The following is a 26,433-nucleotide window of genomic DNA, read 5'->3' on the forward strand; positions in this document are numbered from 1 at the left end:
TACATTATGCTGCCTGTTTCATTATTTTGGGATGAGAAAGGAGGTCCGGGAAAATCACTCGCTTTCCATGGGCATGTGGTGAGCTTCCTCAGGCTTCGCCTTGCGGGATCTCACCGCTCATGTTCATCCCATAGGAGTCTCGCAATTTCCCGGACCTCCTTACGTTTGTGAGGGAACAAAAACATCAGTTTGAAGGCTGACAAATATAGTAAAAGATCACTAAGAAACAGTGGTTACTATCCAGAATATTGTTCATTAGCCAATTGTTAAGACATGAATTAGAACAATGTGGTTCCGTATGCTACCAAAGGCAGTGGGGGAGGGAAATAGCGAGACTCCTGCGGGAAAGGATAGACTGGCAAGACCCCGCAGAGCTTTTGCTCGAGGAGGCTTGCTGTCTTCCCCGCGGAAAGCGAGTTATTTCCCGTACCCATTATTTAGATTTTAGTAACGGAACCAGGCGCCTTTGCCCAGCGTTCCATCAGTTACTCTACTTATCCAAAATTATAAATTTTTTTGCTGAAAGAAGGCTACTATTCTATAATGAAGTCAGATACATAAAGTGGGAGTGAATGGGATGAAGACGTTCAAGCTGGTTTCCCTTGATTTAGTCGAAGAAAAAGCGGAGGACATCACACAGCGAAGGATCAAGCTGATTGACGGTCTGATCATCAACCGGGAAGATGATAAAGGACGATGGGTGATCGAAGCCTACGTAGACCAAAGTTATCAATCTTTTTTTGAGGAATATGTCAAAAGTGAAGAAGAGTTGCTGGTCCAGGTGAAAATCACGAAAGAAACGAACCAGCCCGCCACCTTCTTAGTGAAGGCGATCGACACGAACATTATCAGTGATAACATGAATGTTCTGTTCATGGGTACGATCGTCGACCGCAGGCAGGACCAAATTGAAAAAACATTGAAGCTGCTGATTGAGGAAGGCTATCAGGGAGAAGAGCTCCTCGAAGCGTTTAAGAAACGTGGCAGTAACAACAATAAAAACTGAGTCAATTATATCGGCTGTATGTCCAAACAAAAACCCTGCCATTGGCAGGGTTTTTTGCATTGTCTAGTTTTTAACGCCCAGACACTCGCGACATAAGCAACCCGTATTGCCTATGGAGAGAACGCCTTCCTCCAGCCGTTTTGCTTATATTCGTGTCATTCAGCGCGCTTGTGCTTTTCTTAATTTACGAACCCACGGGCTGTCGGGCATACTCGTATGCTTCCAGCAGCAAATCGACAAAATGGACAGCGCGCATCTTATCCGTCAATCCTTCCCGTTCAATGCCAAGTTTCATTTGCAAAAGGCATCCCGGGTTGGCGGTAACTATGGTCTTCGCCATGGTATCCTGCACCTGTTCCATTTTATAATCAAGAATCTGCATGGACATCTCTGACTCGACGATATTATAAATGCCGGCAGAGCCGCAGCACCGGTCAGCATCTTTCATTTCTTTGTATTGTACCCCTGCGATTGATTGCAGCAATTGCCGGGGTTCCAGGAAAGTCTTCTGGACGTTTTTCAAATGACAGGAATCCTGGTAGGTGATGATCTGATCTGGCAGTTCAAGCGGAAGTTGATCAAATTCCAATTCAGTCAATACGCTTGATATATCTTTGATTTTAGCGGCAAATGCTGCTGCACGTGATGCCCATTCCGGATCATCCTTTAATAAGTGATCATAATCGGTAAGAAACGCACCACAGCCGCCTGCATTGGTGATGATGTAATCGGCTCCTGATGTTTCAAAAGCGGCGATATTCCGTTTAGCAAGTTCTTTTGCCTGCTGTTTTTCCCCGCTATGGCCGTGCAACGCCCCGCAGCAGGCCTGGCTTTCAGGAATCACGATTTCACATCCGGCATACTGCAATAGTTTCATGGTGGCATCATTGGTCGCCATGAACATGGAATCCATCAGACACCCGGAAAAGAAGGCAACTTTTTTCTTTTGCGGGATGAGAGAAGGTAAATGACCCGGACGATTCTTCAGCTGTTTTAATGAAGGTACTTCCGGAAGCACTTGTTCCATTGTCCTTAAGTTTTCCGGCAAAAACTTCATGAGACCTGTGCGGCGGGCGGCCTTCTGTAAACCGCTCCGCTGGTAAAAACCTAACAGGCCGGTCATCGTTCTCATGCGGCTTTGGTTAGGGAATAATCTTTTGAAAGCGATGTTCCGAATTGCTTTTGTAGAAGCGGATAACTGATGATTCTGATAGATGATATCCCTTGCCTGTTCAAGCAGGTGGCCGTAATTGACTCCTGAAGGACATACGGGCTCGCAGGCCCGGCAGCCGAGACACATGTCTAGTGACCGTTTCACATCTTCATCCGGTTCAATATCGCCATCGACGACCGCTTTCATCAACGCAATCCGGCCACGAGGGGAGTGTGCTTCGTCATACCCGCTCTCGATATAAGTCGGGCAGCTCGGAAGACAAAAACCACAGCGCATACAATTAAGCAGTTCATCGTAATCCATTTTGTCCTGGAATTCTGTCTGAATCCGTTTCTTTTCTTGTGTTGTGATCATGGCTGTACCACCACGCGTTTCCGTTCCGACTTGGCAAAAACTTTTCCTGGATTCATGATGTTGTTAGGGTCGAAAGCCTGCTTGATCCCTTTCATTGCGGCAATTCCTTCTTCTCCGAGTTTCAAGTGGAGGTATGGGGACTTCATGGCGCCTACGCCATGCTCGCCGGTAATCGTACCTCCAAGCTCGACCGCTTTATGAAAAATTGCTTCGAAAGCCTGCTCAACCCGATGGATTTCATCCTCATTCCGGACATCGGTCAAGCAGGTGGGGTGGAGGTTGCCATCACCGGCATGGCCGAAGGTGCAGATTTCCACGTTATATTCCCTGGCAATGTCATTAATCGCCCGCACCATTTCTGCGATTTTCGAGCGGGGGACTGTCGCGTCTTCCAAAATCGTCGTTGGCTTCAAGCGCGCCAACGCAGATAGCGCTGTCCGTCTTGCTGTCCGCAGCGCATCCGCTTCAGCTTCCGATTTTGCGACATCGACTTGGATCGCCTGTTTTTCTCGGCACAGCGCAGCGATTTTCGCGATGTCCCGTTCAACGACTTCTTCCGGACCATCCTGTTCAATCAATAATACCGCTTCGATATCGGTAGGAAGTCCGATTTGGGCAAATTCTTCGACTACCTTCAGGGTAGGCCGGTCGAGAAATTCCAGCGTGGTTGGAATAATACGGTGAGCAATAATGCTTGACACGGCTTCTGCTGCCGCTTCAATATCCTCATATAATGCAAGCATCGTCTTTTTCGTCTCCGGCATCGGGACTAATTTCAACGTTGCTTCCGTAATCACTCCAAGCGTCCCTTCCGAACCTACAAACAACCGGGTCAAATCATATCCAGCCACATCTTTGGCAAGCTTCCCGCCGGTACGGATGATGTCACCATTGGGCAAAACTACTTCAAGCCCCATCACGTAGTCTCTGGTTACGCCATATTTCAAGCCCCGGAGACCGCCCGAATTCTCGTTCAGGTTTCCTCCCATCGTTGAGATTTTCATGGAAGAAGGATCAGGAGGATAAAACAGCCCTTTCGCTTCGACGGCATGGATCATATCAAGCGTGATCAACCCAGGCTGGACGGTGATCGTCAGGTTTTCTTCGTCAATCTCTATGATATCCTGCATATGCTTGAACAGCAGCACGATCCCTCCCTCCATAGGGGTAGTGCCAGCGGACAGGTTCGTTCCTGAACCGCGTGGGACAACTGGTACTTCGTTGTCATTGCACAGCTTCAATACGGATGCAACTTCTTCGGCATTCCTTGGAGCTACGACCGCATCTGGCATCGACTGGAACTGTGGCGTAGCATCATAAGAATATACAAGCAGGCTGGCTTTGTTATCCTGAAAATTTTCCGGTCCGACAATAGCTGTAAGTTGGCTTTTTAATGTTTCGTTTAACATAAAAAAACTCCCTCAATAGAATGGTTACTTCCATTATAAGAAATGCAGGAGCTGACAGCTATATAGGAATGTACAAAAATTAAGCCCTTACATGCTTTTCTTTTGTTTGTTCCTCCAAAAAATATAACCCCATATAAAGTGTCATTAAATCGCGGAATACTTTGGGATCAAGGGAGGTAAGTGACTCTATTCGTTTGAACCGGTAATGGATGGTATTAATATGTACATGCATATCTTCTGCGGCAGCTTTTATTTTCAAATCGTTCTTAAAATAAATATCCAGGGTATCGATCAAATCTTTCTCGCCTTTGATGCGTTCAATCGTCCTCGTAATGAAATCCACACGTGTAGCATGACTGATTTCCTGAAGACACATCTCGAGTCCTAACTCCTCATCAAAAAATATTCCGTCATTTTTATCAGCGACCAGTAACGCGCGTTCCGCCTGTTCATAAGAAAGGTTAACTTCTTCTTTGGAAACGGGTTGACCAATTCCTGCCGTCATCGTTATCCCATATCGCTTCTCCAGTTCCTGTTTCCATTTTAAAAAAGAAGACTTGCGTTGTGCTGCCCAAGTAGCAGCTTCATCAGAAGTCATGGCCACTTCAAGAAGGACATAACGATCGCTGCCTAAACGGGCGAAAATATCATTCTTCGTAGGCAGTAAGCGGGATTTTAAAAAATCTGTGACCACTGTTTCCTTGTCAGCATTCATGTTCCGAAGATGGATGATGGTACTCCTTCTCGGTAAAGACAAATCAATGCCAAGCATATCCGCCCGTTCCTGGAAATTTTCAGAGTCCGTGTGCTGGTGAATCCAGTCGAATACCAAGCCTTCAATCGCACGGGTTTTCCATTCCATTTGTTCTTTATAATAATTTTCGTGGATCAATAGTTCGGTCATTTTTTTTAAGAGAGATCCGAAAGGGGTTACTTTTTCCGGATTACCTGTTATGCCAATCACCCCTACGACATCATGTTGAAACATGATAGGCAGATTAATGCCGGCCCTGACACCTTGCAGCTGGGATTCGTCCTGCTCTGTCAAGAGGACATTTCTTTTTTCACGGGAAGCAATCATAGCTCCTTCATGAAATCTTCCTATTCGATCACGAGCGGTACTTGCGATGATATTCCCTTTTGTATTCACAATGATGAAGTCCTCATCCATCAATTTTCTGACTTCCTGTAAAATCCTTTGCGCTAAAGCTTCCGATAAGAACATATTCTACCTCCTAACAGACTGCTGCTTCCATTTTACCTTGAATTTTTAAGAAAAACCCAGACATTCCGGACAATTTTTGGCGAATGTCTAGGAAATTTCTGCAGCACACTGCTATAATGGGTAGAAGATTCTTTAAAGAGCAGGCGCAGCTAGTCGACAAAGGAGAAACATTATGAAAATCAGGAAAAGGAACTTACGATCAATCAATAACTTGTCCCCATTCAAATTGATCGCTTTGTTCTATTTATTTGCCGTTACGGTATCCTCACTTTTATTGGCTATGCCAGTTGCGCATCAGCCGGGTGTGGAACTATCATTCATCGATATATTATTTACTGCAGTCAGTGCTGTCAGTGTGACCGGCCTTAGTGTCATTACAGTAGCTGATACCTTCAGCACGACCGGAATCATCCTCCTTGCTTTTGTACTTCAGCTTGGTGGAATAGGCGTGATGAGTATCGGTACAGCGATCTGGATGCTTTTAGGAAAAAAAATCGGTCTCAAGGAACGCCGGTTGATCATGACCGATCAGAATCAAACCTCGTTCCAGGGAGTCGTCCGATTGATCCGCCAGATAATTGGCGTTGTTCTGTTGATTGAATTTGTTGGTTTTCTCACACTCGGAACCTACTTCTTACAATATCACCCTCCCGGGGAAGCCTATCTTCATGGGTTTTTTGGAGCTGTCAGTGCCATGACCAACGGTGGCTTTGATATCACAGGAGCTTCGCTGATCCCTTACAAGGATGATTATTTTGTCCAATTCATCAACATGCTGCTGATTATAGCTGGTGCCATCGGTTTTCCGGTGTTGATTGAAGTGAAAGAATACCTTTTTAAAAATACAGGACCCGGAGAGACGAAACGGTTTTCGTTATTTGCGAAATTGACTTCGTTTACTTTTTTGATGCTGGTCATTTTTGGAATGGTGATGATCATCTTATTTGAATTCAACCATTTTTTTGCTAATAAAAATTGGCATGAAATTTTATTCTATGCCCTCTTCCAATCGGTGACAACGCGAAGCGGAGGCTTGTCGACAATGGATGTCGGCCAACTGACAGAGCAGACGAAACTGTTCCTTTCATCCTTGATGTTCATTGGTGCCTCACCAAGCAGTGTCGGGGGTGGTATCCGGACGACTACTTTTGCTTTACTGGTCATTTTCATGCTTACTTATGCCAGGGGCCAGACGCGCGTACGGGTGTTCCGGCGCGAGATTCATGACGATGATTTGATTAAAGCGGTTGTCGTTACCATCATGGCGGTTATGATTTGTTTTGTTGCTGTTGTCGCATTGACAATCACAGAGCCGTACACCATAGGAGATATTCTTTTTGAAGTGACCTCGGCCTTCGGTACGGTCGGATTGTCCACCGGCATTACTCCAGGGTTATCGACGTTTGCCAAGTTTGTACTGATGTTTCTCATGTTCATCGGACGAATAGGCATATTGACTTTCTTATTTACATTGAAAAAAGAAAAAAAGAAGACGGGAAATTACCACTACCCGAAAGAACGGATCATCATCGGTTAAAACACAAAAAAAGCGCCTCCTATATAAAGGAGTGCGCTTTTTTGCGCTTTTCAGTGCGATGATTAGCAGTAGAATGCTGCTCCTACAATGATGAGCAAGATAAACAACACTACAATCAACGCGAAGTTGCTGCCGTAGGCACCTCGACGTCCGTAAGGGTAACAATGGTACATTAAAAGCTCACCTCCTCGGTTGGTACACTGATACTATATGCAACCGGGAGTTTCGCGTATGGTCATTCACCCAGATTTAGTTATTTATCTTGTATCAATCTGTCTGGTAAGAAGCATCATGGGTGGGATGAGAAAAGTTTTTCCGCTTAGCGTAATAATTTTCTTCCATGAGCTTCCGATTATGAGAAGTGTTCCAGCCGATATCGTTGGTTTCGTGCACCCATTCGTCACCAGACATGACAGCCGGATCGATTTCTTCACTCCAATGGTTGAGTGGAGAATTCATGGAATCATAGTAGCTGTCTCCGATCGTGACACCATAGGGGTTGACGAAAGGGGCTTTCCTTTTTTTCTTTTCAATGTTTGGTGCATTGATTTGATGAGGAAACGAGGTGAATTCATCCATTTGTCGCTCGATATTTTGTTCACGCATTAGACATCCCTCCTTATCCCTATCTTTCCCAGTAAGAAAAGGATTATGAAAAATTCACTCGCGTTTCTAAAAGACTGAATTTGTAAAATCTCAATGTTAATTTACATTTAAGTTCCCTTTTGCTGAAGACTCATTTTTGAAACTTTAGATTGCGTTTATGGTGGCTGGGAAAACGGATCGCTTTCCGTGGGCATGTGGTGAGCTTCCTCAGGCTCCGCCTTGCGGGATCGCACCGATCATGTTCATCCCATAGGACCCAAATTATATCGAAATCGAGTCTTCCACAATCCGGTCTTGTTGTTGAATAGGCCTCTTATGGCAAACTCCATCAGGAGAAAAGTAACTGCTGTTATATGTCAAAAAGATAAATGATACCCTGTTATAATGCCGAATATACATAGCTGATTTGAGGTGTAGTATAAGTTTTAAATGAAAAATTGCTACAGTTATGACCTTTGTCACATACAGAACGCTCATAGGTTTTTATAATGGATGGAGAATCAATCCACGTCACTTAAAAAGCAAAGGGGGATCCTATGTCAATTTTGCCCACTACTAATGAACTTGGATTTTTTGAAATCCGCTTAGAATCGATCGGCGGACTAGGTGCCAATCTGGCTGGAAAAATGCTTGCAGAAGCCGGTGTATTAGGCCATGGTTTAAACGGTTCAAACTTTTCGTCTTATGGTTCCGAAAAGAAAGGGACGCCAGTCAAAGCATTCATTCGTTTTTGTGAACCTGAGGTTGAAATCAGAGCCCATTCACCAATTGAAGAGCCGCATGTGATCGGTGTATTCCATGAAGCGTTATATAAAACTGTCGATGTTGTCAGCGGGCTGCAAGCAGATGGCGTGGTTCTGGTAAATAGTGAACGCGATATAGAAGCTGTCAGGGAAGAGCTGGAACTCGATCACGGTACGTTAGCGGTCGTTGACGCCATGAGTATCGCTGTCGAAGAAAATACGCGGATCAATACCGCCATGCTTGGTGCACTTTACCGCGTACTCGGATTTTTAGATGCGGATAAGATGCGTGATGTCATCCGTGAGACGTTTGGTAAAAAGTATCCGCACTTAGTCGATGCTAATATCCGGACATTCAATCGTGGCTACGAAGAAGTCAGCTTTAAAAGCTATGAAGTACCTGAAGGAGCAGAACAGAAACCATTCGAACGTCAGCCATCACGGTTGGGATATGAAACCCAGGAAATCGGTGGTGTGATTACCTCCCAGGCGAATAGTATTGAAAAAGACTTGAGTGGATCGAGACAAGGATTTTTACCGGCCTTCGAGCAGGAGAAATGCATCAACTGCACACACTGTGACACGGTGTGTCCTGATTTCTGCTTTGTATGGGAAGAAGGAGAGGACAAACGGGGCCGGAAACAGATGTTTTTGCAGGGAATTGATTACCAGTATTGCAAAGGGTGCCTGAAGTGTGTCGAAGTCTGCCCGACAAGTGCTTTGACGGAAATTAGAGAGACGATCGGTTACAGTGATGAGCACCGCGTGAAGCAGACGTTCCCCTACGTGGAAGGAGTGGTGAAATGAATCATGTCATAACAGAAAAAGAAAAATCACAAGCCCCTGCAGGTCAGCAGGTAAGCTTTGAATCAGGCAATGAAATGGCTGCAAAGGCTGCTGCACAGATTAACTACCACATTATGGGATATTTCCCGATTACCCCGTCCACAGAAATTGCCCAATATCTTGATCAGATGAAAGCAAGAGGCGAACATGAAATCAAACTGATTCCTGCCGATGGCGAGCATGGTTCTGCAGGTATTTGTTACGGAGCGGCGGTAAGTGGCGCCCGTGTCTTCAATGCTACCAGTGCCAACGGCTTTTTATTCATGCTGGAGGAACTGCCTGTACAGTCGGGCACTCGGTTCCCGATGGTATTAAACCTCGTCACCCGTGCAGTGAGCGGTCCCCTTGATATCCGCGGGGATCATTCTGATTTGTATTTTGCTCTCAATACCGGCTGGGTAATTTTAACAGCAAGTACACCGCAAGCAGTCTATGACTTGAATATCATGGCGTTAAAAGTAGCAGAACATCATGATGTGCGCCTTCCAGTAATCGTTGCTTATGATGGATTTTTCACCTCCCATCAGAAACGGAAGGTCCTTTCATTCCAAAACAGGGAAGTCGTATCAGACTTCATCGGCGAACGTCCAACTGATTTTCCAAACGCAGTGGATAAAGAAAATCCGGTTACTATCGGAGCCCATATGAATGGTGATGATCTGATCCATAATAATTACCAGCAGTCGGAAGCCATGTATCGGGCAGAGCATGTATTTGAAGAAATCCAGGAAGCCTATGAAAAGCTTTCCGGAAGAGCGTATCCTGCCATTGAAACGTACGAAATGGAAGACGCAGAGGCTGCGGTCTTTTTAATCAACTCTGCTGCCGAGACGGCGAAAGACGTGGTCGATCGTTATCGCAAGCAAGGAAAGAAAGTCGGTGTAATCAGTCCGAATATGATTCGTCCTTATCCGAAAGAAGCTGTCAAACAGGCGCTGAAACATGTCAAAGCAGTGCTTGTCGGTGAGCGTGCCGATAGTTATGGAGCCAATGGGGCGAATATGACACTTGAAATCAAAGCGGCCTTGCAGGAAATGGCAGGTCAGCAGCCAGTTGTTTTGAGTCGGGTCTTTGGTGTTGGAGGAAAAGACTTTTATGAAAAGGATGCTGAAGTATTTTTTGATGAAGCGTTAGAAGCTGCGGAAACATCCGTCGCGGTGAAACCATTCGATTATTATGGCATCCATGCCGGCGATCCAAAAAAACGGCTGCTCCCTATCATAGAGCCACAGCATTCCGGATCTTATGATTCGGGGCTGATTAAAGTCACCCATGATGAAACAACCGATAAATTAAAGGTGAAAGTGCCGCCGCTCCGGCAGCTGATGAATAAACCGAAGCGGATTGCTTCAGGCCATGGCGCCTGCCCTGGCTGTGGTATCTTTCCAGGACTTGAACTATTTTTTAAAGGTATCGAAGGGGATGTCGTGGTCTTATTCCAGACAGGATGCGGTTATGTAGTCAGTGCTGCCTACCCACACTCCTCCCATAAACAGACGTTCATCCATAACCTGTTCCAGAACGGTGCAGCTACATTATCAGGGACAGTGGAAGCTTTTTATGAAATGAAACGTCGCGGGGAAGTAGAAATAGAAGATGATTTTACCTTTGTCATGGTTACCGGTGATGGAGGAATGGATATCGGCATGGGTTCTGCCATCGGTACTTCGTTAAGGAACCATGGCATGATCATCCTGGAGTATGACAACGAAGGGTATATGAATACAGGATCGCAAATGTCTTATTCAACGCCAATCGGCCATATGACATCCACATCCAATATCGGTAAAGAACAAAAAGGGAAGACCTTTCATCATAAGGATACCCCGCAGATTATGGCAGCAACGAACATTCCTTATGTATTTACCGGCACCGAAGCTTACCCGCAGGACTTGATCAAAAAGGCGGCTAAAGCTCAGTGGTATGCAAAGCACGAAGGCCTGGTCTATGGCAAACTCCTGATCACTTGTCCGTTAAACTGGAAAAGTGAAGAGCGTTATGGTCAGACCATCATCAAGGCGGCCGTGGATTCCTGTTTCTTCCCGTTATATGAAGTGGAAAAAGGGAAAACGGCTATCACTTATAATCCGGAAGCAAAGAATAAACGCGAGCCGGTCAGTGAATGGCTCAAATATCTTGGCAAAACGAAGCATTTACTCAAGCCGGAAAACGAAGCAATCTACCATGAATTTGAGGAAGAAGTGGAAAAGCGCTGGAACCGGTTAAAAGCAAAACATGATTGTAAATATCTCTAATTCCAAGTCCCGGTATTACCGGGGCTTTTTGTATTTTAATTAAGTTTAAAGTATAAGAATACTAAGGCATTCGATCTAACTTCTTGGGACAATCCATGTTTTCTAACATGAGAAGTACTGGCGAAAAATATAATGAATAAAACATACACACGAAAGAAGAAGGAGGGGGAGGAATGAGGATAGAAACCTTTCGTATAGCTGGCACAAACAGAGCTATAGTTTTCAACGCCTCCGAAAGAAAGACAACAATCACGGTGGATGAAAGGAAATATGACCTTCAACCAGCTGAATGGATGCATATTAAGGAATCCATCGAAATCGGTGGCAGCAACATAACGGTCTCTGCGGATTGTTTCTATTGTATTTTTGAACAAGAAGGTAATCTAGAGTTGAGGTCCTATCCGCTTATGAAGCCTCCAAAAGAAGAAGCTTCCCTGCAAATCATCCATACGGGAACTGGCAGTCTTAAAGCAAAAGCCAGATACGGGGATGCCTTTCCACCGCTGGATGCCGGCAATGCGACAAATCCAATCACATTATATGTACCAATGGATGTAGTGATTGATTTTTATGAACCTGCCGAACAACTAAAAGGAACTTATCATTATGTGACAGAAGAAGACCAGGTAGGCATATTACTCTATACTGGTTCATGTCTCTATTTTATCGAAGTCTTTCCTCCTCATTAACTGGGACGATAAAAGGCGATTCTCCTGTTCGGGGAATCGCCTTTTATGGGGGTTTGTGATGGCTCTTAGAAGTTATTGTCTGCATCGGTTATGCCGCTGGAGCGGTTTTTGTTTCTTTTTTAGTTGTATATTGGTGGATATAAGGGATGACCCAGCGATCCAAACCAAACTTAGCTGCGTTGAATCCAGCTGCTGCAATGAACACGGTCAACAATACCATCTGAGCATTGGTGCTGACAGTTCCACTGAACAGGAAGGCGAAGTTCATTGCTAATCCCATGATTGCTGCGAAGTTAGTGAAAATACCTAGAATAAGTGCGATCCCTACTAATACTTCACCCCACATGACAAGGAATGTAAAAATTTCTGCGTTAGGAAGAGCTACACCTTCAAGGAAACTTGCCCACCAGCCCTGTACAGCAGGGTGTTCACCAGATGCTTTGCCGATAGCTCCCTGGATAAAGCCGGCAGAATCGAAGCCTCCGCCTGTCAACTTACCCCAGCCTGCAGTCAGCCACGCATAGCCTAGGTAGACCCGGATAACTGTCAAAATTACAGCCGCCACATTGTTTTCTCTTAAAAAGTTATTAATCATGATTCCCACTCCTTAAATAGGATTTTATTTTGTTCAACATTTCACATGATGTGGTAAAAGAAGAACACCTTAGCCGGCTTTTGTGTTGGTGTTATCTTTTACAGTTACATCATATCACCTTTTTTAAGATTTGCGGTAACTTTGTGATAGATTTCACATTTTAGCAATAAAGTTATGGCAAAGATGTGAAAAACAGGATTTTTTAGCACCTGCAGTTTTAGACCAGGCATAGGAATTTGCTTGATTTAGACAGCAAACGCAGGTAAAATCTTAATTGACATACCTTTCGCTACTGATATAGTACCAGCTTAAGGTGAATTACTAATACTTATTGTTATAGCGTACACTACAAAAAGAATGGGTCATCGAGCTATTGTAGAAAATCTGGAGGTGAAGCAGCATGTGGGAAGTTACATTTTTTATTATTTCTGCACTTATCCTATTATTGAACATCGGATACTGTATCTTTGATCACGGTTAATAAGTAAAGAAGCCAACAAACACGAAGTAGTTCAGCTTTGAAGTACAAATCTTCACTTGTACTTTCAAAGCTGAACTACTTTTTTATTTCCACAAAGGCTCTTTTAACATTATATTGATTTTTCCTAAGAGACTTCTTCAAAAATAGGGCCGGAAAGTCGAAGACTTGATTCCGAGATATTGTTGGAGTTTAGGGGCTCCGGGAAACGATTCGCTTTCCGTGGGCGTGTGCTGAGTCTCCTCAGGCTTCGCCTTGCGGGGCCTCAGCGATCCCGCATATCCCACAGGAGTCTCACCGTTTCCACTACGCCCCTTTGCTATAAAAGTTTCTTTGAAATCACTTTACTACAATTCGCTCTGGGTGTTATAAATAACGCTCAAACACTCATAGTAGCGCTTTTTGGGAATGGTCTCATTGTATTTAAGAGGGTGGTTTCGTTACTCTATTTATGGTAATGGGGACTTGGAAATGGCGAGACTCCTGCGGAAAGGATAGACTGGCAAGACCCCGCAGAGCTTTTAGCTCGAGGAGGCTTGCCGTCTTCTCCGCGGAAAGCGAGTTATTTCCAAGTCCCCATTTCTCTACCCAACTATCTCGAAACTAAGTATTCAAGTAAAGGGAGCTTATCTGTAAAAGCAACACTAAGATAGTCATTAAAAATAAATGTTAAAAACATAACACCACTTTATCACCCCTTTCGATTATAAAGTTGAAAGGAGGTGAGGGACATGGCAGTAACAAGCGAAAAAGTAAGTTCCCAGCTGCAAATGGTACTTGAAAATGGTCAGGATGAACGAGGAAACTTCATTTTCAAGAACAAGAACTTCAACAATGTAAAGACTGGAGCGACTGCAGACGAGCTGTACACGGTAGCGAAAGCATTAGAACCATTGCAGCAACGCGTGCTTTATGCAATTGAGCGTAAAGACGACAACAAAATCATGAACATTTAACGAGTAAAAATTTTGTGAAGAAAGGAGGGAGATCATGAAGAAATTAGAATTGAAATTTCAGAATGAGGAAGATAAGACAGTGACCATCACTCTAGACGAGCCGGTAGAACCTGCTGATCCAGCACTAATCAATGCTGCCATGGATGCTATCCTTACTGCTAATTGCTTTTATTCCAGTGGCGGGGATTTAGTAGCCAAGAAAGAAGCGCGTATCGTCGAACGAAATGTCGTAGATATCCAGCTGTAAATTTGAAGAGGTTGTCCGGCAGGGCAGCCTCTTTCAATTCGAAAAGGAGGGGGAGACTAGAGATGGACAATTGGGTGGCTTTATTGACCGATGTCGGTTTCCCAATCGCGGTCACATTCTACTTGCTGCACCGCGTAGAAGGAAAACTTGATATCATGATCGAAACATTGCACCATTTGCCAGAAAAAATGAATCCTTAAGAACAAAAGCGCAAGCGCCTTGCTCACCCCCGACAAGCTTAAGTCAAGCCTCGCCGTGACGTTTTTTGTACTTTCATTCCAATTAAGTTTAATAAAGGTTTAAAGTATAAGTAAAACTAAGGCTTTCGCCATTGGCGATAATCCAAGTTTTTCTAATCACAGAGAGGACTGACTTAAGACCTCGAGGGGGTAGGCGCTGGAGCTGGATGCGGCCCACTGTAAAAAGTTATCACTAGAAGAAAACCATCCTGTCGAAATAACAGGATGGTTTTTAACTGGTACTTTTCTTGCTAATTAACGGGTCATTTCCCATTCTTTGAACGGATAAATCACGAGTTCAGACCTGCCGATAATTTCACTTTCTTCAATAAACCCCAGTCCGTTACGGCTGTCTTTACTGATGGAGCGGTTATCTCCCATTACGAAATAATGCCCATCCGGAACTTTTACAGGACCGTAATTGATCGTTCCTTCAATAGAGGTTTGATCAAGATAATCCTGGTTCTGCTTCTCCCCGTTGATATAAAGTTTGTGATCTTTCACTTCGACAACATCGTTAGGGAGGGCAATGATGCGTTTGACATAACTTTTCACCGGACGGTGGATAATGACGATTTCTCCATAAGCCGGCTCTTCCAGATAATAAATGATTTTATTGAACATGACACGTTCCCCGCTCTCCAGCGTGGGGTTCATGCTCGCACCCTCGACGATGGAGGTGGCGAAGAAAAAAGTACGTAATAGGAATGCAAGTACAATAGCGATGATGATGGCCTTGAGCCATTCCCACCATTCATTCTTAGCTTCTTCTGACAATCTTGATCTTCCCTTCTTAATGATAGCCGATTGATGATTTCTCTTCTTGCTATTCAAGAAGAGGTGAATGAGATTGTGCTATGAAGCTCAAGAGTTTTTGGCTTCATCATTCCTTATTTTAACACATTTGTAAGCATTCATGAGTATCATAACTTTTATATTTGAAACATCCTGTGAATTTCCAGCACAAAGAAAGTATTACGAGCATAAGATTAATTTTACGAGCAATTCCACCAAAGTAGAACAACTATTTTTGACGACATTTGTCTAGTTTTGCGATATCGTTTACAAAGAAATTTTTTTCGGGCATAATTTATCTCGGTGAAAAAATTGTTTCTGGAGGTATCATTTTGGTGGAACTAACAGATAAGGATGTAAATTTGAAGGATCTAGAAGGGAAAATCAATCTTTCCCAGAAGAAAATGCTGACGTTGGCCGATCAATACGGGAGAGATAGTCTATATACGATCCAGGAAAGTCAAGCCTTAGATACACTGATCATGGAATATATGAGGCGTAAGAAAAAAATCAGCTAAAGGTGAAGCGGATACGGCGTGTCAATCCCCTTCTGCTATGGTACACTATTTTTAAACCAAAGCAGGGATTGGAGGTAACCTGGTGTCCACTTTCAATGAAGCCGATCAACTTCTTGTCAAAATCGAGCGCTTGCGCAAAAGAATGACCAGGGTTGCCCTATTAGAAGGCTTTACAAGCCCTGAATCGATCCGGATCAGCCAAGAGCTGGACGAGCTTTTGAACACCTACGACAAATATAAACATAAATATAATAAATCATAAAGAAGCTGTCCCCATTCCACGCTTAGGGGAGAGCTTCTATATTCTTTAAGAAAGTTTACACTTTGATAATGGATTAAAGTATAAATGCTCTTGCTGTAAGTATTTGGCGCCGCCAATTTTTTTAATGTTATTCCCTTCCTAAGATTTGATATGATAGGGGAAAGGGAAGGAGTGGTGTAGATGAAGATTGGTTTTGTCGGTACCGGAGTCATGGGGAAAGGTATGATTGGTAAGTTGCTGGCCAAGAATTTTGAGGTATGTATACATACACGGACGAAAGCGAAGGCGGAAGCTTTGATAGAAGCCGGCGCAGAATGGTGCGAAGATTTGGAGACGCTTACAGAGAGAAGTGACACCGTTATTACCATCGTTGGTTATCCGTCTGATGTCGAAGAAGTTTATTTTGGGGAAAATGGTTTGTTAGCCTACGCCCGTCCAGGCATGTACCTGATTGATATGACAACCTCGACACCTACCCTGGCAGAGAAAATTGCTGTTGAAGCTGACGAAAAGCAGGTAAAAGCGTTAGATGCTCCTGTATCCGGTGGGGATATAGGTGCAAGAGAAGGCAAGCTGTCCATCATGGTCGGCGGTGAAAAGGCTGCCTTTGAAGCAGTGAAACCCGTATTTGAAGCCATGGGAACGAATATTGTTTACCAGGGAGAAGCAGGCGCCGGGCAGCATACGAAAATGTGCAACCAGATTGCGATTGCTTCCAATATGCTTGGTGTAGCGGAAGCTATCGCTTACGCAGAGAAATCCGGGTTGTCGCCTGAAAATGTATTAACAAGCATAACGACAGGAGCAGCAGGAAGCTGGTCACTGAGCAATCTGGCGCCCCGTATGATTGCCGGAGATTTTGCACCTGGATTTTATATCAAGCACTTTGTGAAAGATTTGCGGATAGCTATTGAAGAAGCAGACCGGATGGGAATGGAACTTCCGGGTCTCAAGCTGTCGGAATCCATTTATGAGCGGCTGATTGAACTCGGTTATGAAGACAACGGAACACAGGCCATCTATAACTATTACCAATAAGTAAAAAGCCGCTGGGGAGTAAGCTCTGCCAGCGGCTTTTTTGACTTTTTTCTAGTAAACACTTTTTATTTCTAGTATCTCACTCATTTGTCTAGTAAAAAATCTAACTCCCGTACATTAGCTTTGTCTCTTTAAACTACATTTCAAACAAGCTCACTTTCCCATAAAAGCCGCTAGCCGGTCCATTCCTTTTTCCAGCGTTGCCATGTCATAGGCATAGGACAAGCGCATATATCCTTCCCCGTATTCAGAAAAAGCATCCCCAGGCACCAATGCCAAGCCAGCTTCACGTACTAATTCTATACCAAGGTCAAAAGAGCTCAGTCCCGCTTTAGCAAGTTTCGGAAAAATATAAAATGCCCCGCCAGGCTGAACGTAATCAAGCCCCATGTCATCCATCCGTTCCATTACATAATCACGGCGCTTCTGATATTCCTCGCGCATGACTACCGGGTCATCAGCCCCATTTCCGATCGCTTCCAACGCCGCAAATTGGCTGATTGAAGTAGCACAGGACACATTATATTGATGGACTTTCAAGATGTGCTTCATCAATAAAGCCGGTCCCAACAGGTAGCCGATCCGCCAGCCGGTCATGGCGTGGGATTTGGATACGCCGTTGACGACAATGACCTGATCCCGTATTTCCGGAAAAGAAGCAATCGATACATGCTCCTGCTCATAAACCAGCTCGCTATAAATCTCATCAGCAAGCACAATCATGTCCTTTCCAGCAACCAATGCTGCTATTTCTTTCAGCTCTGCTTCTGTCAACGTTACACCAGTAGGGTTGGAAGGGTAAGGGAGGATGATGCATTTTGTCCGGTCGGTCATCGCTTGCTCCAGCAAATCAGCCGTCATTTTAAAGCCATTATTAGTCGTATCGACATGCACAGGTGTGCCGCCCGCTAACCGGATCAACGGTTCATAGCCAGGGTAGACAGGCCCGGGAAGCAGTACTTCATCTCCTGGAGAAATCAGTGTCCGTAAAGTGATATCAATTCCCTGACTGGCACCCACGGTGACGATCACTTCATTATTAGGGTCGTATTGCAGGTTGTATTTTTTAGCTGCAGATGTGCTGATGGCTTCCCGAAGTTTTAAAATACCAGCATTGTGGGTATAGGTAGTATAATTTGAATCGATTGCTTGTTTGGCAGCCTGTTTTACATGCTCTGGGGTAGTAAAGTCAGGCTGGCCGATCGATAGGGAGATAACGTCCTCGTAGTCACTGACCATGTTGAAGAATTTACGGATTCCGGATATTTCGATATTTTTGACGTTGTTATTGACTAAATGTTCCATAAGGAGGCCTCCAATTATTAGAAAAATCAAAATGTTAACAAAATGTTCAAACAATTTAGATAAGTAAGTAGATAACTTTGATATAATAAAAACGTAAACTTCATGAAAGGAGCATACGACATGCGACCAAATTTACCTTCCTTTGACGAACTTGTCAACAAATACAAGGAAGAACTGCAAAACGATCCGCGTGCCATGCAGGAAATCGAGAAGAACTTGGAAGAGAAACAGTCCAAGAACAATAACTTGAATGTAAATTGATGATAACATAAAACCTGACAGCTGCCTGAGATTAGAGGCGGCTGTCTTTCATTTTGAGTCGATACATTTATCAACATCTCGAAAATTGTTATAATTTGCATATTAGATTAAGAAGAAGGTGTTGATATGGAACAAACAGGCCTTGTATTAGAAGGAGGCGGCATGAGGGGAACTTATACTGCCGGAGTACTGGATTATTTTCTTGATATGGATCTCCATTTTCCCTACGTTACAGGGGCTTCTGCGGGCGCGTCTAACGGCAGTTCTTATGTAGCCAGGCAGCGTGGCAGAAATTATCAGGTGCTTGTTGGGTATGGCGACCATCCTGAATATATTTCTTATAAACGAGCCTTTCGGCAAAAGGAATTATTCGGCATGGACTTCATTTTTGATAAATTACCGAACGAACTGGTGCCATTCGATTATGATGCCTTCGAGGCTCGGGATACCCACTTTTCTGTCGCTACAACGGATATGATGACCGGCGAGGCACACCATTATGATGATTTTCCGGACCGCAGCAGTTTACTGACAATCATGCGCGCTTCCTGCTCGCTTCCCTTGATATCTCCCATGATTTCTTATGATGGGAAAAACCTCATGGATGGCGGAATCGCCGATCCGGTTCCCATCGAACAATCGATCCGGCATGGCAACGAGAAACATGTCGTCATATTGACAAGAAACCAGGGATATATTAAAAAACGTATGAGGCTAGGGTGGTATTTACAGCGGAAATTCAAGCAGTATCCAAAGTTTGTGGAAAGCCTGTTGACCCGCCATGATAAATATAATCACTTGACAAAACGCCTCCACGAGCTTGAAAAAGAGGGGAAGGTCTTCATCATACGGCCAGAAGAGCAGCTTGCTATCGGCAGGATCGAGCGCAATAAACAGAAATTGCATAATGTCTACATGCAAGGTTATGAGGAAATGAAGAGACAGGAAAAAGCATTAGAAGACTTTTTGAAAGCCTAAAAAATCCACCCGGCGTAAATACGGGTGGATTTTTACTTGAGGATTTAAATTCTCTTGAACAGAATGTTATTTTCCAAATGAATGTGCTGGAACGTGTCCGCTTCGAGTTCTGCCAATCGTTTGTAAGTAATTTGATAGGAATTGCAGGCACCTTCAGGAAGTTCGAAACCGTTCGTCAAATTGTGTATTTCCTTAAGCAGATCGCCTGCCTGATCATGTTCTTCCTCAAGCCCGCCGTTAGCCTCATGGATTCGTTGACGTAATTCTTCACTAGGCTCTAGATCATATTGTTTTACGAGAGGGAAGACTTCCATTTCTTCTTTAATCAGATGAGATTCCAACTCCACTTTCAATTCATTATATAGACGGTGAAGCTCTTTTAAATGTGGGTGATTAGCGCCATGGACACGGTAAATTTTTGTTACGAATTGTCCCAATGCAGGCAATTCGTCATTTAAGAAAGCGTGATGGGTATAAACGATATGGTCAACAAGTTCTGTGTTGGAAACGGAATCCCAGGAAGGACTTTCATTTCCTTTTGTCTTCCAATCTGTGTATTCTTCATTCAATTGATGTAAAATCATGCCTTCATCGATTTTCTTCTCATCAAATACTTCTCCTAGTGGCCTGTCGCCGCCGCAACAAAAATCAATTCGGTTCTTTTTAAATAAGTCGCTCGCTTTCGGGTATATATTCACAATATCTGCAGGTGTATGTTCTCTAGTAAAAGTGGTCATTTCATCAACCTCCTTGTTTGGTTACCTTTATGATACAAGGTTTTCACTATGGAGATAATGATATAAATCACACCCTGCCTGTGATTTTTACACGTTTATGGCTTTTCGCTATGACAACAACTGCTGCAAGGATCGCTATCATGCCTGCCATCTGCCATAAATTGAACGACTCTTCGAAAATACTTATTCCAATAATAATTGCAACTACTGGTTCAATCGTACTCAATATCGATGCCTTCGATGCTTCCATTTCATATAAACCCAGCGTATAAGCGATATAGGCGACAGCTGTCGGCAATAGGCCAAGCCCGATACCAAGCAGCAGGGGTCCCGGTGTCAACAGCTGGCCAAGCTTTTGCTGGTAAGGAAAAAATGGAAGCAAGGCTGCTGTTGCAGTAAGGAACGTATAAAAGGTGATGGTCAGGCTGTCATATTTAAGAAAAGCGAACTTGCTGAAAATGCTGTAAAGCGCATAACCAAAACCAGAGCCGATCCCTAACAAAATCCCGATGGTAGACAGGCTGGCGTCTGGTGTTGGGAAAGCCCCGACGGCCAACGCAGCACCTACGAGTGTAAGCCCGAGCGCAAGCCCCTTTTTTCCATTGAATGGTTCATGGAATAAAATAATCGATAGAATCATGACAAAAGCAGGCCCGGTGTAAAGCATGGCTGTCGCAATTGGAATATTCGTCTCTGACATGCTGGCAAACAGACAATAATTAAAAAACACGATGCTGCCGATACCTGTACCTATAAAATATCGGATATCTTTCCAGCTTTTCAGTTTGAGGTTCTTCCTATGCCGCAACATCATATAGCCGAGCAGAAATACGGTTGCAAACAATACCCGGATGGTCACGATTTCCATCGGGGTGAAGCCTGCCTGTTCCAGCATTTTTACATATAATCCGATGGTTCCCCAAAGTGCAGCTCCTGTCAGAACTAATAAAATAGCTTTTTTCAATGGCAACTCCCCCTGATGAATCGAATTATATCAGAATTAAAAGGGGGGACGCTATTGCTACACGCAGTTCGTTCAGGTTTAACTTTGCCTTGCTTGGGCCAGACTGTGGATAAAAGCGGAGAGGGCGTGGTGGAATGAAAGAGTGGGTAGATTGGAACGTCATCAGCAAATGGCTGGAGTTTGATATCGGTACCTTTGCCATCCTTGGCATTGATCCTTCCTATGTACATTTTGCACTGGCATTTTTATTATTGGCTGCTGGTGTGTGGTTGTTTGAGCCAGTCATGTTATGGTTGATTAACGCGAATTGGAAACGGCTTTTGACCTTTCTTGTCATCAGTCTTGCAGTGACCAACCTATTAATCAGCATCCAGCTGTACCAGGTGGTGAAAATGAACGGAAGCATAGCTGAAGAGGCACTGGCTTATCAATTGCTTGCTGTAATCAGTTTCGGGGTCTGTTACACGTTGTATGCGTTGGTAAGACAAGTTTTCCGTTATTTCAGTAAAAATTCCAGACCAGCTGTGAAGCGGTGGTAAACCTTTAACCTGTTGCCAGAGGGCAGCAGGTTTTTTTATTGGTTAGGCAATTATAAAGTTTTCTTTTTGTAGATAACTTTCGGTAGTGGGTGTCATCCAGCTCCAGCGCTTTTGTTCTTTTTCCTGCGCTTTCTTACAATTTGAAGGTAATGCAAATCGTATTGTTTTCCTCTGCTGAACTGTGACGTATGTCATAGAGCGTGCGAATGTTTCTTTGCTAATATCAAGGAGAAAAGTGGGTTTTCTGCCATTGTTTTTACTGAACGTAAGTGATTGGACTTCATCCCCAATGTAAGTCTTGCTCTTGGGAACATTCGCCTGTTCACCCAAATTTGCAAACGCTTACTTTAAGAAAGACCAGTGGCGGGGAATCTATTTTTAAGGAAGGGGGGGATATTACATGCATATTGTTGTTTGTGTAAAACAGGTGCCTGACACAAAAGTAATTAAAATCAATCCCAAAACCAATACATTGGATCGAAGAGGAGTGCCATCGATCATGAACCCGTACGATGCTCATGCGGTTCAGGAAGCTGTAAATCTGAAACATCAGTATGGAGGAAAGGTTTCTGTATTGTCTATGGGGCCTCCGCAAGCAACTGCAGTTATTAAAAAAAGCATTGAAATTGGAGCAGACGAAGGATATTTGATATCTGACAGGGCATTTGCAGGGGCTGATACACTAGCTACAAGCTACGCTCTGACCAAAGCGCTGGAAAAAATCAGCAAAGCTTCCCCGATAGATATGGTTTTTTGCGGGAAACATGCTATAGACGGGGATACAGGTCAGGTAGGTCCCGGGATAGCAAAACGCCTGGATATACCACCAATCACGAATATTTCTGCCATCACTAAAGTCACCAAAGACTATGTAGAACTCCAACGTAAACTTCAAGACGGTTATGCTCATATCCGCAGCACGCTGCCGTGTTTAATTACCATTGAAAAAGAAATCAACGAAATCGAATATGCGCCATTCCCGAATATGTTGAAAGCAGTCGATTATCAGCCGGTAGTTTGGAGTGTCGATCATTTAGAGGACGTCGACCGCAAACAGCTCGGTTTGAAAGGCTCACCGACAGTTGTCGGGAAAATGTTTGCGCCTTCGAAACAAGAAGGCGGCCACCGCTTAGAAGGGACGCCTGAGGAACAAGTGGAACAGCTTTTGGAAGTTTTGAAAGAGAAGCAGTATTTGTTCCACGTCAATAAAGGTTAACTTTATTAATGGATTATTAGCGATACCAGGTTTTTAACATGGGAAGAAGGAGGTGCAGGGATGAGCGAAGAATATCGGGGAATATGGGTATTCGCTGAAGTGATCGATGGCTCGATCGCTGGCGTCTCACTTGAATTACTGGGAGCTGGCAGGAAGTTGGCGGATAAGCTTGACGTGCCGCTGGCAGGCGTATTATTAGGGGATAACATCACCCATTTATCCGAAGAGTTGATTCATTATGGAGCTGATGAAGTCTATCTGATAGATGACCCTGTTTTAAAAGATTATCGAACCGAGCCATTTTTAACTGGTATGGGAAAATTAGCACGGATGTATTTACCGGAAATCATTTTATATGGAGCTACTCCAAATGGAAAAGACATCGCTTCTGCTATTGCGACAGATTTAAAGACAGGGCTGACTGCCGATTGCACCATGTTGGATGTCGATATCGAAAAACGTTTGCTGGAGGCAAGCAGACCGGCTTTCGGGGGAAATATCATGGCAACCATCCTTTGTAAAAAGCATCGCCCGCAAATGGCGACAGTTCGTCCGAAAGTTATGAAGGCATTACATCCGGATCATACTCGAAAAGGCACCGTGTTTGAAGAGAAATTGCAAATGAAAGAAGAAGAAATCCGCACCAAAGTTTTGGAAATCATAAAAGGCCCAGGCAAATCCGTAGACCTTGAAGGCGCAGATGTCATCGTATGTGGAGGAAAAGGCATGGGGGATGAACAAGGATTCCAGCTGATCCATCAATTAGCAGATACGATAGGTGCCTCTGTTGGAGGTACACGGGATGCAGTTGAAGCCGGATGGCTCTCTCATGACCATCAGGTCGGTCAGACTGGAGAAACAGTGACACCGAAAATTTATTTTGCCATCGGCGTGTCTGGTGCCATTCAGCATACGGTTGGCATGAAAAACTCGGAGTTGATCATTGCCATCAATAAAGATCCAGATGCCCCCATTTTTGATATTGCAACCTACGGGATTGTTGGTGATGCCAGGGCAATTGTACCTGTGATGATCAAAGCCTTAGGTGAAATGCTGAGAGAAAATGAGGTGATTTCCCATGCCTGAAAAATTCGACGTTATTGTGGTCGGAGCAGGACCTGCAGGGACCAGCTGCGCTTATCAATGTGCTAAAAACGGGCTGAAGGTACTTCAGATTGAACGTGGTGAATATCCAGGAGCTAAAAATGTCATGGGCGGCGTGCTGTATAAGCAACAATTAGAAGAGATAATTCCAGAGTTTTGGAAAGAGGCACCGATCGAACGTCCGATAGTCGAACAGAGAATGTGGCTGCTGGATGAAGAATCGGCGATTACACTTGGTTATAAAGGGCGAGCATGGGCAAACGAAGCCAGCTATAATAATTTTACAATCTTACGAGCGAAGTTCGATCAATGGTTTGCCAGGAAAGCACAAGAACAAGGAGTCACGTTAATCAATGAAACGGTCGTGGAAGAATGTCTCGTCGAAGATGGAAAAGTGATCGGTGTACGCACGGACCGTCCTGATGGGGAGGTATTGGCTGATGTCGTCGTCTTAGCTGATGGAGTCAATTCCTTGCTCGCAAAACAACTTGGATTCCACCAGGACATCGAGCCTGCTCAGGTAGCACTTACGGTGATGGAAGTACTGAAACTGCCTGCAGAAATGATCAATGAAAGGTTCAACCTTGAAGATGGCCAGGGCTGTACGATTGAAATGTTCGGAGATTCTACCAAAGGACAATTAGGGACGGCCTTTCTATATACCAATAAAGACAGCCTGAATATCGGCGTAGGAGCGACTTTATCCAGTATAGTAAAGGAAAAGATGAAACCATATGAATTGCTGGAATATGTTAAAAACCATCCGATGGTAAAACCGCTGATCCATGGGGCTGAGGAAGCAGAGTATCTTGCTCACCTGATACCTGAAGGAGGTTACCACGCTATCCCTAAACTGGTCGGTGATGGTGTTATTGTTGCCGGAGATGCAGCTCAGCTGGTCAATGGAATCCACCGGGAAGGATCCAATATGGCCATGAAATCCGGATCCTATGCAGCAGAAACAATTCTGCTGGCTAAACAAGCGGGCCGATTTACAGAAGAAGTGCTGGATATCTATCGTGAAAAAGTCTACGAAAGTTTCATTGGCCAGGATTTGAAAAAGTATAAGGATGCAACGGAAACATTGGAAACCCATCCGCAGTATCTGAAGGAATATATCCCGTTGATGAACCAGGCCGCCCGTGCATTTTTTACAGTAGATGGAACCAGTAAGCGCGAAAAGCAGAAGGGAATCTTCAACATGTTCATGGAACGCGGTAAAATCCGCACCGTGCAGGACATGTACCGGGCATGGAAGGTGATGAAATAATGACGAAAGCTACGATTGAAGAAAAACAGTATCTCGTCAGATTCAAAGCAGATAAGGAATCCCACTTGAAAATAACCGATCAGTCTGTCTGCCTGGAGCACTGCCCTGATAAGCCTTGCACGTATTTTTGTCCGGGAGAAGTTTACAAATTCGAAGGAAACCGAATCCAGGTCGGCTATGAAGGATGCCATGAATGCGGCAGTTGCCGAATTGGATGCCCACAAAATAATATCGAATGGAAATACCCGAAAGGTGGCCATGGAGTCATCTTCCAGTTGGCATGAATTCCTGTGTTATCCCACGTGCTTTAAAGAAGGAACATTAGGTGGGATAACACTTTATTTAACGGTTTTGTTATCAGAAAATTAAGAAAAAATAACAAGAAATTATAAATAACCTGAAAGGCGGGAGCAGGATGATAAATTTTGTGGAGTACTATCCACGTCAACCAATCATTATCGGAAAAAAAGACTTACAGGTATTGCGGGAGCTGACAAGGAATCGAACAATGGATGATCACTGGCTCGTAGTTATGAAAGTCGTAGATTTAGAAGGGGGGCACTGGGTTTGGAAGGTATCGTTGCTGACTTCTAATCCGGAAGGTATCTACGATATTAATGCAAAAGCCTTGTTCGAAAAAAAATGTGCTACATTTCATGAAGGACTGGATATGATCAAGGATTGGGAAGTCAAGCTGTCAGAAGATCGCTGGTTTGAAGAGAAAACGCGTCACATAAACACGTCTGTCCTCTAAGACGTGTTTTTTATTATGACCCAGTTAAACGCTGTTGTTAATTTTACATAAGATGCTTGTTCAACAAAGGGCCAGTATTATGGAACACTCGATATCGAGATAATATGGGTTCGTCACTGAATCATGAGAAGGGAGGCTGAGAAACGGTTCGCTTTCCTGTGGGGGAGCTGGCAAGCCTCCTCAGACTTCGTCTTCCGGGGTCTTGCCTAGATCCTTCTCCCACGGGAGATTCCTGTGGGATTCAGTAGAGGGGTCCTTGAATTAAAAAAAGCCCTCCGTTAAGATGCATTTGTACAACCAAATACAAACATCAAAAGGAGGACTTCCCCTTGA

General features: G+C 44.1%; 30 protein-coding genes. 19 read left to right on the forward strand and 11 right to left on the reverse strand.

Annotated elements, in window-relative coordinates; all coding sequences use genetic code 11:
- Window positions 1–577: 577 nt before the first annotated feature.
- The gene (locus ACGTN9_RS16495) at window positions 578–1,006 is read left to right on the forward strand and encodes a YwpF-like family protein (protein WP_499594715.1); all 429 of its coding nucleotides are present in this window, start codon (window positions 578–580) and stop codon (window positions 1,004–1,006) included.
- 184 nt (window positions 1,007–1,190) lie between these two features.
- Here the strand turns inward: ACGTN9_RS16495 and ACGTN9_RS16500 are convergent, their stop codons facing one another.
- The 3 genes from ACGTN9_RS16500 to ACGTN9_RS16510 form a co-directional block, all read right to left on the reverse strand.
- On the reverse strand, window positions 1,191–2,534 hold the full coding sequence (locus ACGTN9_RS16500; RefSeq protein ID WP_499594717.1) for a (Fe-S)-binding protein: 1,344 nt from the start codon (window positions 2,532–2,534) through the stop codon (window positions 1,191–1,193).
- Window positions 2,531–3,943 carry a glycolate oxidase subunit GlcD gene (glcD, locus tag ACGTN9_RS16505; protein WP_499594719.1) on the reverse strand — a complete coding sequence of 471 codons (1,413 nt, stop codon included), beginning with the start codon at window positions 3,941–3,943 and terminating at the stop codon, window positions 2,531–2,533. Before glcD ends, ACGTN9_RS16500 begins: the two co-directional genes overlap by 4 nt.
- Before the next feature lie 79 nt (window positions 3,944–4,022).
- Window positions 4,023–5,168 carry a CdaR family transcriptional regulator gene (locus ACGTN9_RS16510; protein WP_499594721.1) on the reverse strand — a complete coding sequence of 382 codons (1,146 nt, stop codon included), beginning with the start codon at window positions 5,166–5,168 and terminating at the stop codon, window positions 4,023–4,025.
- Window positions 5,169–5,340: 172 nt separating this feature from the next.
- On the opposite strand from ACGTN9_RS16510, the gene ACGTN9_RS16515 reads away from it, so the two are divergent.
- Complete coding sequence (locus ACGTN9_RS16515; RefSeq protein WP_499594724.1) at window positions 5,341–6,705, forward strand: TrkH family potassium uptake protein; 1,365 nt, start codon at window positions 5,341–5,343, stop codon at window positions 6,703–6,705.
- 62 nt (window positions 6,706–6,767) lie between these two features.
- On the opposite strand, the gene ACGTN9_RS16520 is transcribed toward ACGTN9_RS16515, so the two are convergent.
- Window positions 6,768–6,878 (reverse strand): YjcZ family sporulation protein, encoded by a 111-nt coding sequence (locus tag ACGTN9_RS16520; protein WP_084315624.1) that lies wholly within the window; start codon window positions 6,876–6,878, stop codon window positions 6,768–6,770.
- 94 nt (window positions 6,879–6,972) lie between these two features.
- The gene (locus ACGTN9_RS16525) at window positions 6,973–7,311 is read right to left on the reverse strand and encodes a DUF3905 domain-containing protein (RefSeq protein ID WP_499594727.1); all 339 of its coding nucleotides are present in this window, start codon (window positions 7,309–7,311) and stop codon (window positions 6,973–6,975) included.
- Between the two features lie 536 nt (window positions 7,312–7,847).
- Here ACGTN9_RS16525 and ACGTN9_RS16530 point away from each other — a divergent pair.
- The 3 genes from ACGTN9_RS16530 to ACGTN9_RS16540 all read left to right on the forward strand — a co-directional run bounded on the left by ACGTN9_RS16530 (window position 7,848) and on the right by ACGTN9_RS16540 (window position 11,844).
- Window positions 7,848–8,861: a 2-oxoacid:acceptor oxidoreductase family protein gene (locus tag ACGTN9_RS16530; RefSeq protein ID WP_499594730.1), complete on the forward strand. Its 1,014-nt coding sequence runs from the start codon at window positions 7,848–7,850 to the stop codon at window positions 8,859–8,861.
- Window positions 8,858–11,155: a thiamine pyrophosphate-dependent enzyme gene (locus tag ACGTN9_RS16535; RefSeq protein ID WP_499594733.1), complete on the forward strand. Its 2,298-nt coding sequence runs from the start codon at window positions 8,858–8,860 to the stop codon at window positions 11,153–11,155. Before ACGTN9_RS16530 ends, ACGTN9_RS16535 begins: the two co-directional genes overlap by 4 nt.
- A gap of 173 nt (window positions 11,156–11,328) precedes the next feature.
- Entirely contained in the window at window positions 11,329–11,844 is a 516-nt protein-coding gene (locus ACGTN9_RS16540; RefSeq protein WP_499594735.1) for a hypothetical protein, read from the forward strand.
- Window positions 11,845–11,932: 88 nt separating this feature from the next.
- On the opposite strand, the gene ACGTN9_RS16545 is transcribed toward ACGTN9_RS16540, so the two are convergent.
- A complete protein-coding gene (locus tag ACGTN9_RS16545; protein ID WP_499594737.1) occupies window positions 11,933–12,439 on the reverse strand; it encodes a DoxX family protein in 507 nt (168 codons plus the stop codon).
- A 1,209-nt stretch (window positions 12,440–13,648) separates the two neighbouring features.
- Here ACGTN9_RS16545 and ACGTN9_RS16550 point away from each other — a divergent pair.
- From ACGTN9_RS16550 to ACGTN9_RS16560, 3 genes are all read left to right on the forward strand, one after another.
- A complete protein-coding gene (locus tag ACGTN9_RS16550) occupies window positions 13,649–13,873 on the forward strand; it encodes a DUF1659 domain-containing protein (protein WP_499594739.1) in 225 nt (74 codons plus the stop codon).
- Between the two features lie 34 nt (window positions 13,874–13,907).
- Window positions 13,908–14,120: a DUF2922 domain-containing protein gene (locus tag ACGTN9_RS16555; RefSeq protein ID WP_499594742.1), complete on the forward strand. Its 213-nt coding sequence runs from the start codon at window positions 13,908–13,910 to the stop codon at window positions 14,118–14,120.
- Between the two features lie 62 nt (window positions 14,121–14,182).
- Window positions 14,183–14,320, forward strand: a complete 138-nt coding sequence (locus ACGTN9_RS16560) for a YvrJ family protein (protein WP_499594745.1) — start codon at window positions 14,183–14,185, stop codon at window positions 14,318–14,320.
- Between the two features lie 294 nt (window positions 14,321–14,614).
- On the opposite strand, the gene lepB is transcribed toward ACGTN9_RS16560, so the two are convergent.
- Entirely contained in the window at window positions 14,615–15,136 is a 522-nt protein-coding gene (lepB, locus tag ACGTN9_RS16565) for a signal peptidase I (RefSeq protein ID WP_499594748.1), read from the reverse strand.
- A 353-nt stretch (window positions 15,137–15,489) separates the two neighbouring features.
- On the opposite strand from lepB, the gene ACGTN9_RS16570 reads away from it, so the two are divergent.
- The 3 genes from ACGTN9_RS16570 (at window position 15,490) to ACGTN9_RS16580 (ending at window position 16,972) form a co-directional block, all read left to right on the forward strand.
- Window positions 15,490–15,672 (forward strand): Spo0E family sporulation regulatory protein-aspartic acid phosphatase, encoded by a 183-nt coding sequence (locus ACGTN9_RS16570; RefSeq protein WP_499594794.1) that lies wholly within the window; start codon window positions 15,490–15,492, stop codon window positions 15,670–15,672.
- An 82-nt stretch (window positions 15,673–15,754) separates the two neighbouring features.
- On the forward strand, window positions 15,755–15,934 hold the full coding sequence (locus ACGTN9_RS16575) for a Spo0E family sporulation regulatory protein-aspartic acid phosphatase (RefSeq protein WP_499594750.1): 180 nt from the start codon (window positions 15,755–15,757) through the stop codon (window positions 15,932–15,934).
- A gap of 180 nt (window positions 15,935–16,114) precedes the next feature.
- Entirely contained in the window at window positions 16,115–16,972 is an 858-nt protein-coding gene (locus ACGTN9_RS16580) for an NAD(P)-dependent oxidoreductase (protein WP_499594753.1), read from the forward strand.
- Window positions 16,973–17,125: 153 nt separating this feature from the next.
- Here the strand turns inward: ACGTN9_RS16580 and ACGTN9_RS16585 are convergent, their stop codons facing one another.
- Window positions 17,126–18,277: an aminotransferase A gene (locus tag ACGTN9_RS16585; RefSeq protein WP_499594755.1), complete on the reverse strand. Its 1,152-nt coding sequence runs from the start codon at window positions 18,275–18,277 to the stop codon at window positions 17,126–17,128.
- 120 nt (window positions 18,278–18,397) lie between these two features.
- Between ACGTN9_RS16585 and ACGTN9_RS16590 the strand changes: the two genes are divergently transcribed.
- Window positions 18,398–18,538, forward strand: coding sequence for an FbpB family small basic protein (locus ACGTN9_RS16590; RefSeq protein WP_499594758.1), 141 nt, complete (start codon window positions 18,398–18,400; stop codon window positions 18,536–18,538).
- Window positions 18,539–18,664: 126 nt separating this feature from the next.
- Entirely contained in the window at window positions 18,665–19,516 is an 852-nt protein-coding gene (locus ACGTN9_RS16595) for a patatin-like phospholipase family protein (RefSeq protein ID WP_499594761.1), read from the forward strand.
- Between the two features lie 44 nt (window positions 19,517–19,560).
- On the opposite strand, the gene ric is transcribed toward ACGTN9_RS16595, so the two are convergent.
- Together ric and ACGTN9_RS16605 are read right to left on the reverse strand one after the other, a co-directional pair.
- The gene (gene ric, locus ACGTN9_RS16600) at window positions 19,561–20,253 is read right to left on the reverse strand and encodes an iron-sulfur cluster repair di-iron protein (RefSeq protein WP_499594764.1); all 693 of its coding nucleotides are present in this window, start codon (window positions 20,251–20,253) and stop codon (window positions 19,561–19,563) included.
- Window positions 20,254–20,320: 67 nt separating this feature from the next.
- A complete protein-coding gene (locus tag ACGTN9_RS16605) occupies window positions 20,321–21,217 on the reverse strand; it encodes a DMT family transporter (protein WP_499594767.1) in 897 nt (298 codons plus the stop codon).
- Window positions 21,218–21,351: 134 nt separating this feature from the next.
- Here ACGTN9_RS16605 and ACGTN9_RS16610 point away from each other — a divergent pair, with 134 nt between their 5' ends.
- The gene (locus ACGTN9_RS16610; RefSeq protein ID WP_499594770.1) at window positions 21,352–21,756 is read left to right on the forward strand and encodes a hypothetical protein; all 405 of its coding nucleotides are present in this window, start codon (window positions 21,352–21,354) and stop codon (window positions 21,754–21,756) included.
- 42 nt (window positions 21,757–21,798) lie between these two features.
- Here ACGTN9_RS16610 and ACGTN9_RS16615 read toward each other — a convergent pair whose 3' ends face one another.
- A complete protein-coding gene (locus ACGTN9_RS16615; protein ID WP_499594773.1) occupies window positions 21,799–22,086 on the reverse strand; it encodes a hypothetical protein in 288 nt (95 codons plus the stop codon).
- Window positions 22,087–22,156: 70 nt separating this feature from the next.
- Here ACGTN9_RS16615 and ACGTN9_RS16620 point away from each other — a divergent pair, with 70 nt between their 5' ends.
- The 5 genes from ACGTN9_RS16620 to ACGTN9_RS16640 all read left to right on the forward strand — a co-directional run bounded on the left by ACGTN9_RS16620 (window position 22,157) and on the right by ACGTN9_RS16640 (window position 26,100).
- Window positions 22,157–22,972, forward strand: a complete 816-nt coding sequence (locus ACGTN9_RS16620; protein WP_499594776.1) for an electron transfer flavoprotein subunit beta/FixA family protein — start codon at window positions 22,157–22,159, stop codon at window positions 22,970–22,972.
- 60 nt (window positions 22,973–23,032) lie between these two features.
- On the forward strand, window positions 23,033–24,058 hold the full coding sequence (locus ACGTN9_RS16625) for an electron transfer flavoprotein subunit alpha/FixB family protein (RefSeq protein ID WP_499594779.1): 1,026 nt from the start codon (window positions 23,033–23,035) through the stop codon (window positions 24,056–24,058).
- Window positions 24,051–25,346: an FAD-dependent oxidoreductase gene (locus ACGTN9_RS16630; RefSeq protein WP_499594782.1), complete on the forward strand. Its 1,296-nt coding sequence runs from the start codon at window positions 24,051–24,053 to the stop codon at window positions 25,344–25,346. The genes ACGTN9_RS16625 and ACGTN9_RS16630 overlap by 8 nt, the downstream gene beginning before the upstream one ends.
- Window positions 25,346–25,630 carry a ferredoxin family protein gene (locus ACGTN9_RS16635; protein WP_499594785.1) on the forward strand — a complete coding sequence of 95 codons (285 nt, stop codon included), beginning with the start codon at window positions 25,346–25,348 and terminating at the stop codon, window positions 25,628–25,630. Before ACGTN9_RS16630 ends, ACGTN9_RS16635 begins: the two co-directional genes overlap by 1 nt.
- Before the next feature lie 131 nt (window positions 25,631–25,761).
- Window positions 25,762–26,100, forward strand: a complete 339-nt coding sequence (locus ACGTN9_RS16640) for a hypothetical protein (RefSeq protein WP_499594788.1) — start codon at window positions 25,762–25,764, stop codon at window positions 26,098–26,100.
- Window positions 26,101–26,433: the final 333 nt, after the last annotated feature.

The organism is Halobacillus sp. B23F22_5, from assembly GCF_043497085.1.
In the GTDB taxonomy this organism is placed as follows: domain Bacteria; phylum Bacillota; class Bacilli; order Bacillales; family Halobacillaceae; genus Thalassobacillus.

Excerpts from the sequence above, each read along its gene's own strand:
- ACGTN9_RS16495 (WP_499594715.1), top strand. The coding sequence starts at position 578 with ATGAAGACGTTCAAGCTGGTTTCCCTTGATTTAGTCGAAGAAAAAGCG.
- ACGTN9_RS16500 (WP_499594717.1), bottom strand. The coding sequence starts at position 2,534 with ATGATCACAACACAAGAAAAGAAACGGATTCAGACAGAATTCCAGGAC.
- glcD (WP_499594719.1), bottom strand. The coding sequence starts at position 3,943 with ATGTTAAACGAAACATTAAAAAGCCAACTTACAGCTATTGTCGGACCG.
- ACGTN9_RS16510 (WP_499594721.1), bottom strand. The coding sequence starts at position 5,168 with ATGTTCTTATCGGAAGCTTTAGCGCAAAGGATTTTACAGGAAGTCAGA.
- ACGTN9_RS16515 (WP_499594724.1), top strand. The coding sequence starts at position 5,341 with ATGAAAATCAGGAAAAGGAACTTACGATCAATCAATAACTTGTCCCCA.
- ACGTN9_RS16520 (WP_084315624.1), bottom strand. The coding sequence starts at position 6,878 with ATGTACCATTGTTACCCTTACGGACGTCGAGGTGCCTACGGCAGCAAC.
- ACGTN9_RS16525 (WP_499594727.1), bottom strand. The coding sequence starts at position 7,311 with ATGCGTGAACAAAATATCGAGCGACAAATGGATGAATTCACCTCGTTT.
- ACGTN9_RS16530 (WP_499594730.1), top strand. The coding sequence starts at position 7,848 with ATGTCAATTTTGCCCACTACTAATGAACTTGGATTTTTTGAAATCCGC.
- ACGTN9_RS16535 (WP_499594733.1), top strand. The coding sequence starts at position 8,858 with ATGAATCATGTCATAACAGAAAAAGAAAAATCACAAGCCCCTGCAGGT.
- ACGTN9_RS16540 (WP_499594735.1), top strand. The coding sequence starts at position 11,329 with ATGAGGATAGAAACCTTTCGTATAGCTGGCACAAACAGAGCTATAGTT.
- ACGTN9_RS16545 (WP_499594737.1), bottom strand. The coding sequence starts at position 12,439 with ATGATTAATAACTTTTTAAGAGAAAACAATGTGGCGGCTGTAATTTTG.
- ACGTN9_RS16550 (WP_499594739.1), top strand. The coding sequence starts at position 13,649 with ATGGCAGTAACAAGCGAAAAAGTAAGTTCCCAGCTGCAAATGGTACTT.
- ACGTN9_RS16555 (WP_499594742.1), top strand. The coding sequence starts at position 13,908 with ATGAAGAAATTAGAATTGAAATTTCAGAATGAGGAAGATAAGACAGTG.
- ACGTN9_RS16560 (WP_499594745.1), top strand. The coding sequence starts at position 14,183 with ATGGACAATTGGGTGGCTTTATTGACCGATGTCGGTTTCCCAATCGCG.
- ACGTN9_RS16580 (WP_499594753.1), top strand. The coding sequence starts at position 16,115 with ATGAAGATTGGTTTTGTCGGTACCGGAGTCATGGGGAAAGGTATGATT.
- ACGTN9_RS16585 (WP_499594755.1), bottom strand. The coding sequence starts at position 18,277 with ATGGAACATTTAGTCAATAACAACGTCAAAAATATCGAAATATCCGGA.
- ACGTN9_RS16590 (WP_499594758.1), top strand. The coding sequence starts at position 18,398 with ATGCGACCAAATTTACCTTCCTTTGACGAACTTGTCAACAAATACAAG.
- ACGTN9_RS16595 (WP_499594761.1), top strand. The coding sequence starts at position 18,665 with ATGGAACAAACAGGCCTTGTATTAGAAGGAGGCGGCATGAGGGGAACT.
- ric (WP_499594764.1), bottom strand. The coding sequence starts at position 20,253 with ATGACCACTTTTACTAGAGAACATACACCTGCAGATATTGTGAATATA.
- ACGTN9_RS16610 (WP_499594770.1), top strand. The coding sequence starts at position 21,352 with ATGAAAGAGTGGGTAGATTGGAACGTCATCAGCAAATGGCTGGAGTTT.
- ACGTN9_RS16620 (WP_499594776.1), top strand. The coding sequence starts at position 22,157 with ATGCATATTGTTGTTTGTGTAAAACAGGTGCCTGACACAAAAGTAATT.
- ACGTN9_RS16625 (WP_499594779.1), top strand. The coding sequence starts at position 23,033 with ATGAGCGAAGAATATCGGGGAATATGGGTATTCGCTGAAGTGATCGAT.
- ACGTN9_RS16630 (WP_499594782.1), top strand. The coding sequence starts at position 24,051 with ATGCCTGAAAAATTCGACGTTATTGTGGTCGGAGCAGGACCTGCAGGG.
- ACGTN9_RS16635 (WP_499594785.1), top strand. The coding sequence starts at position 25,346 with ATGACGAAAGCTACGATTGAAGAAAAACAGTATCTCGTCAGATTCAAA.
- ACGTN9_RS16640 (WP_499594788.1), top strand. The coding sequence starts at position 25,762 with ATGATAAATTTTGTGGAGTACTATCCACGTCAACCAATCATTATCGGA.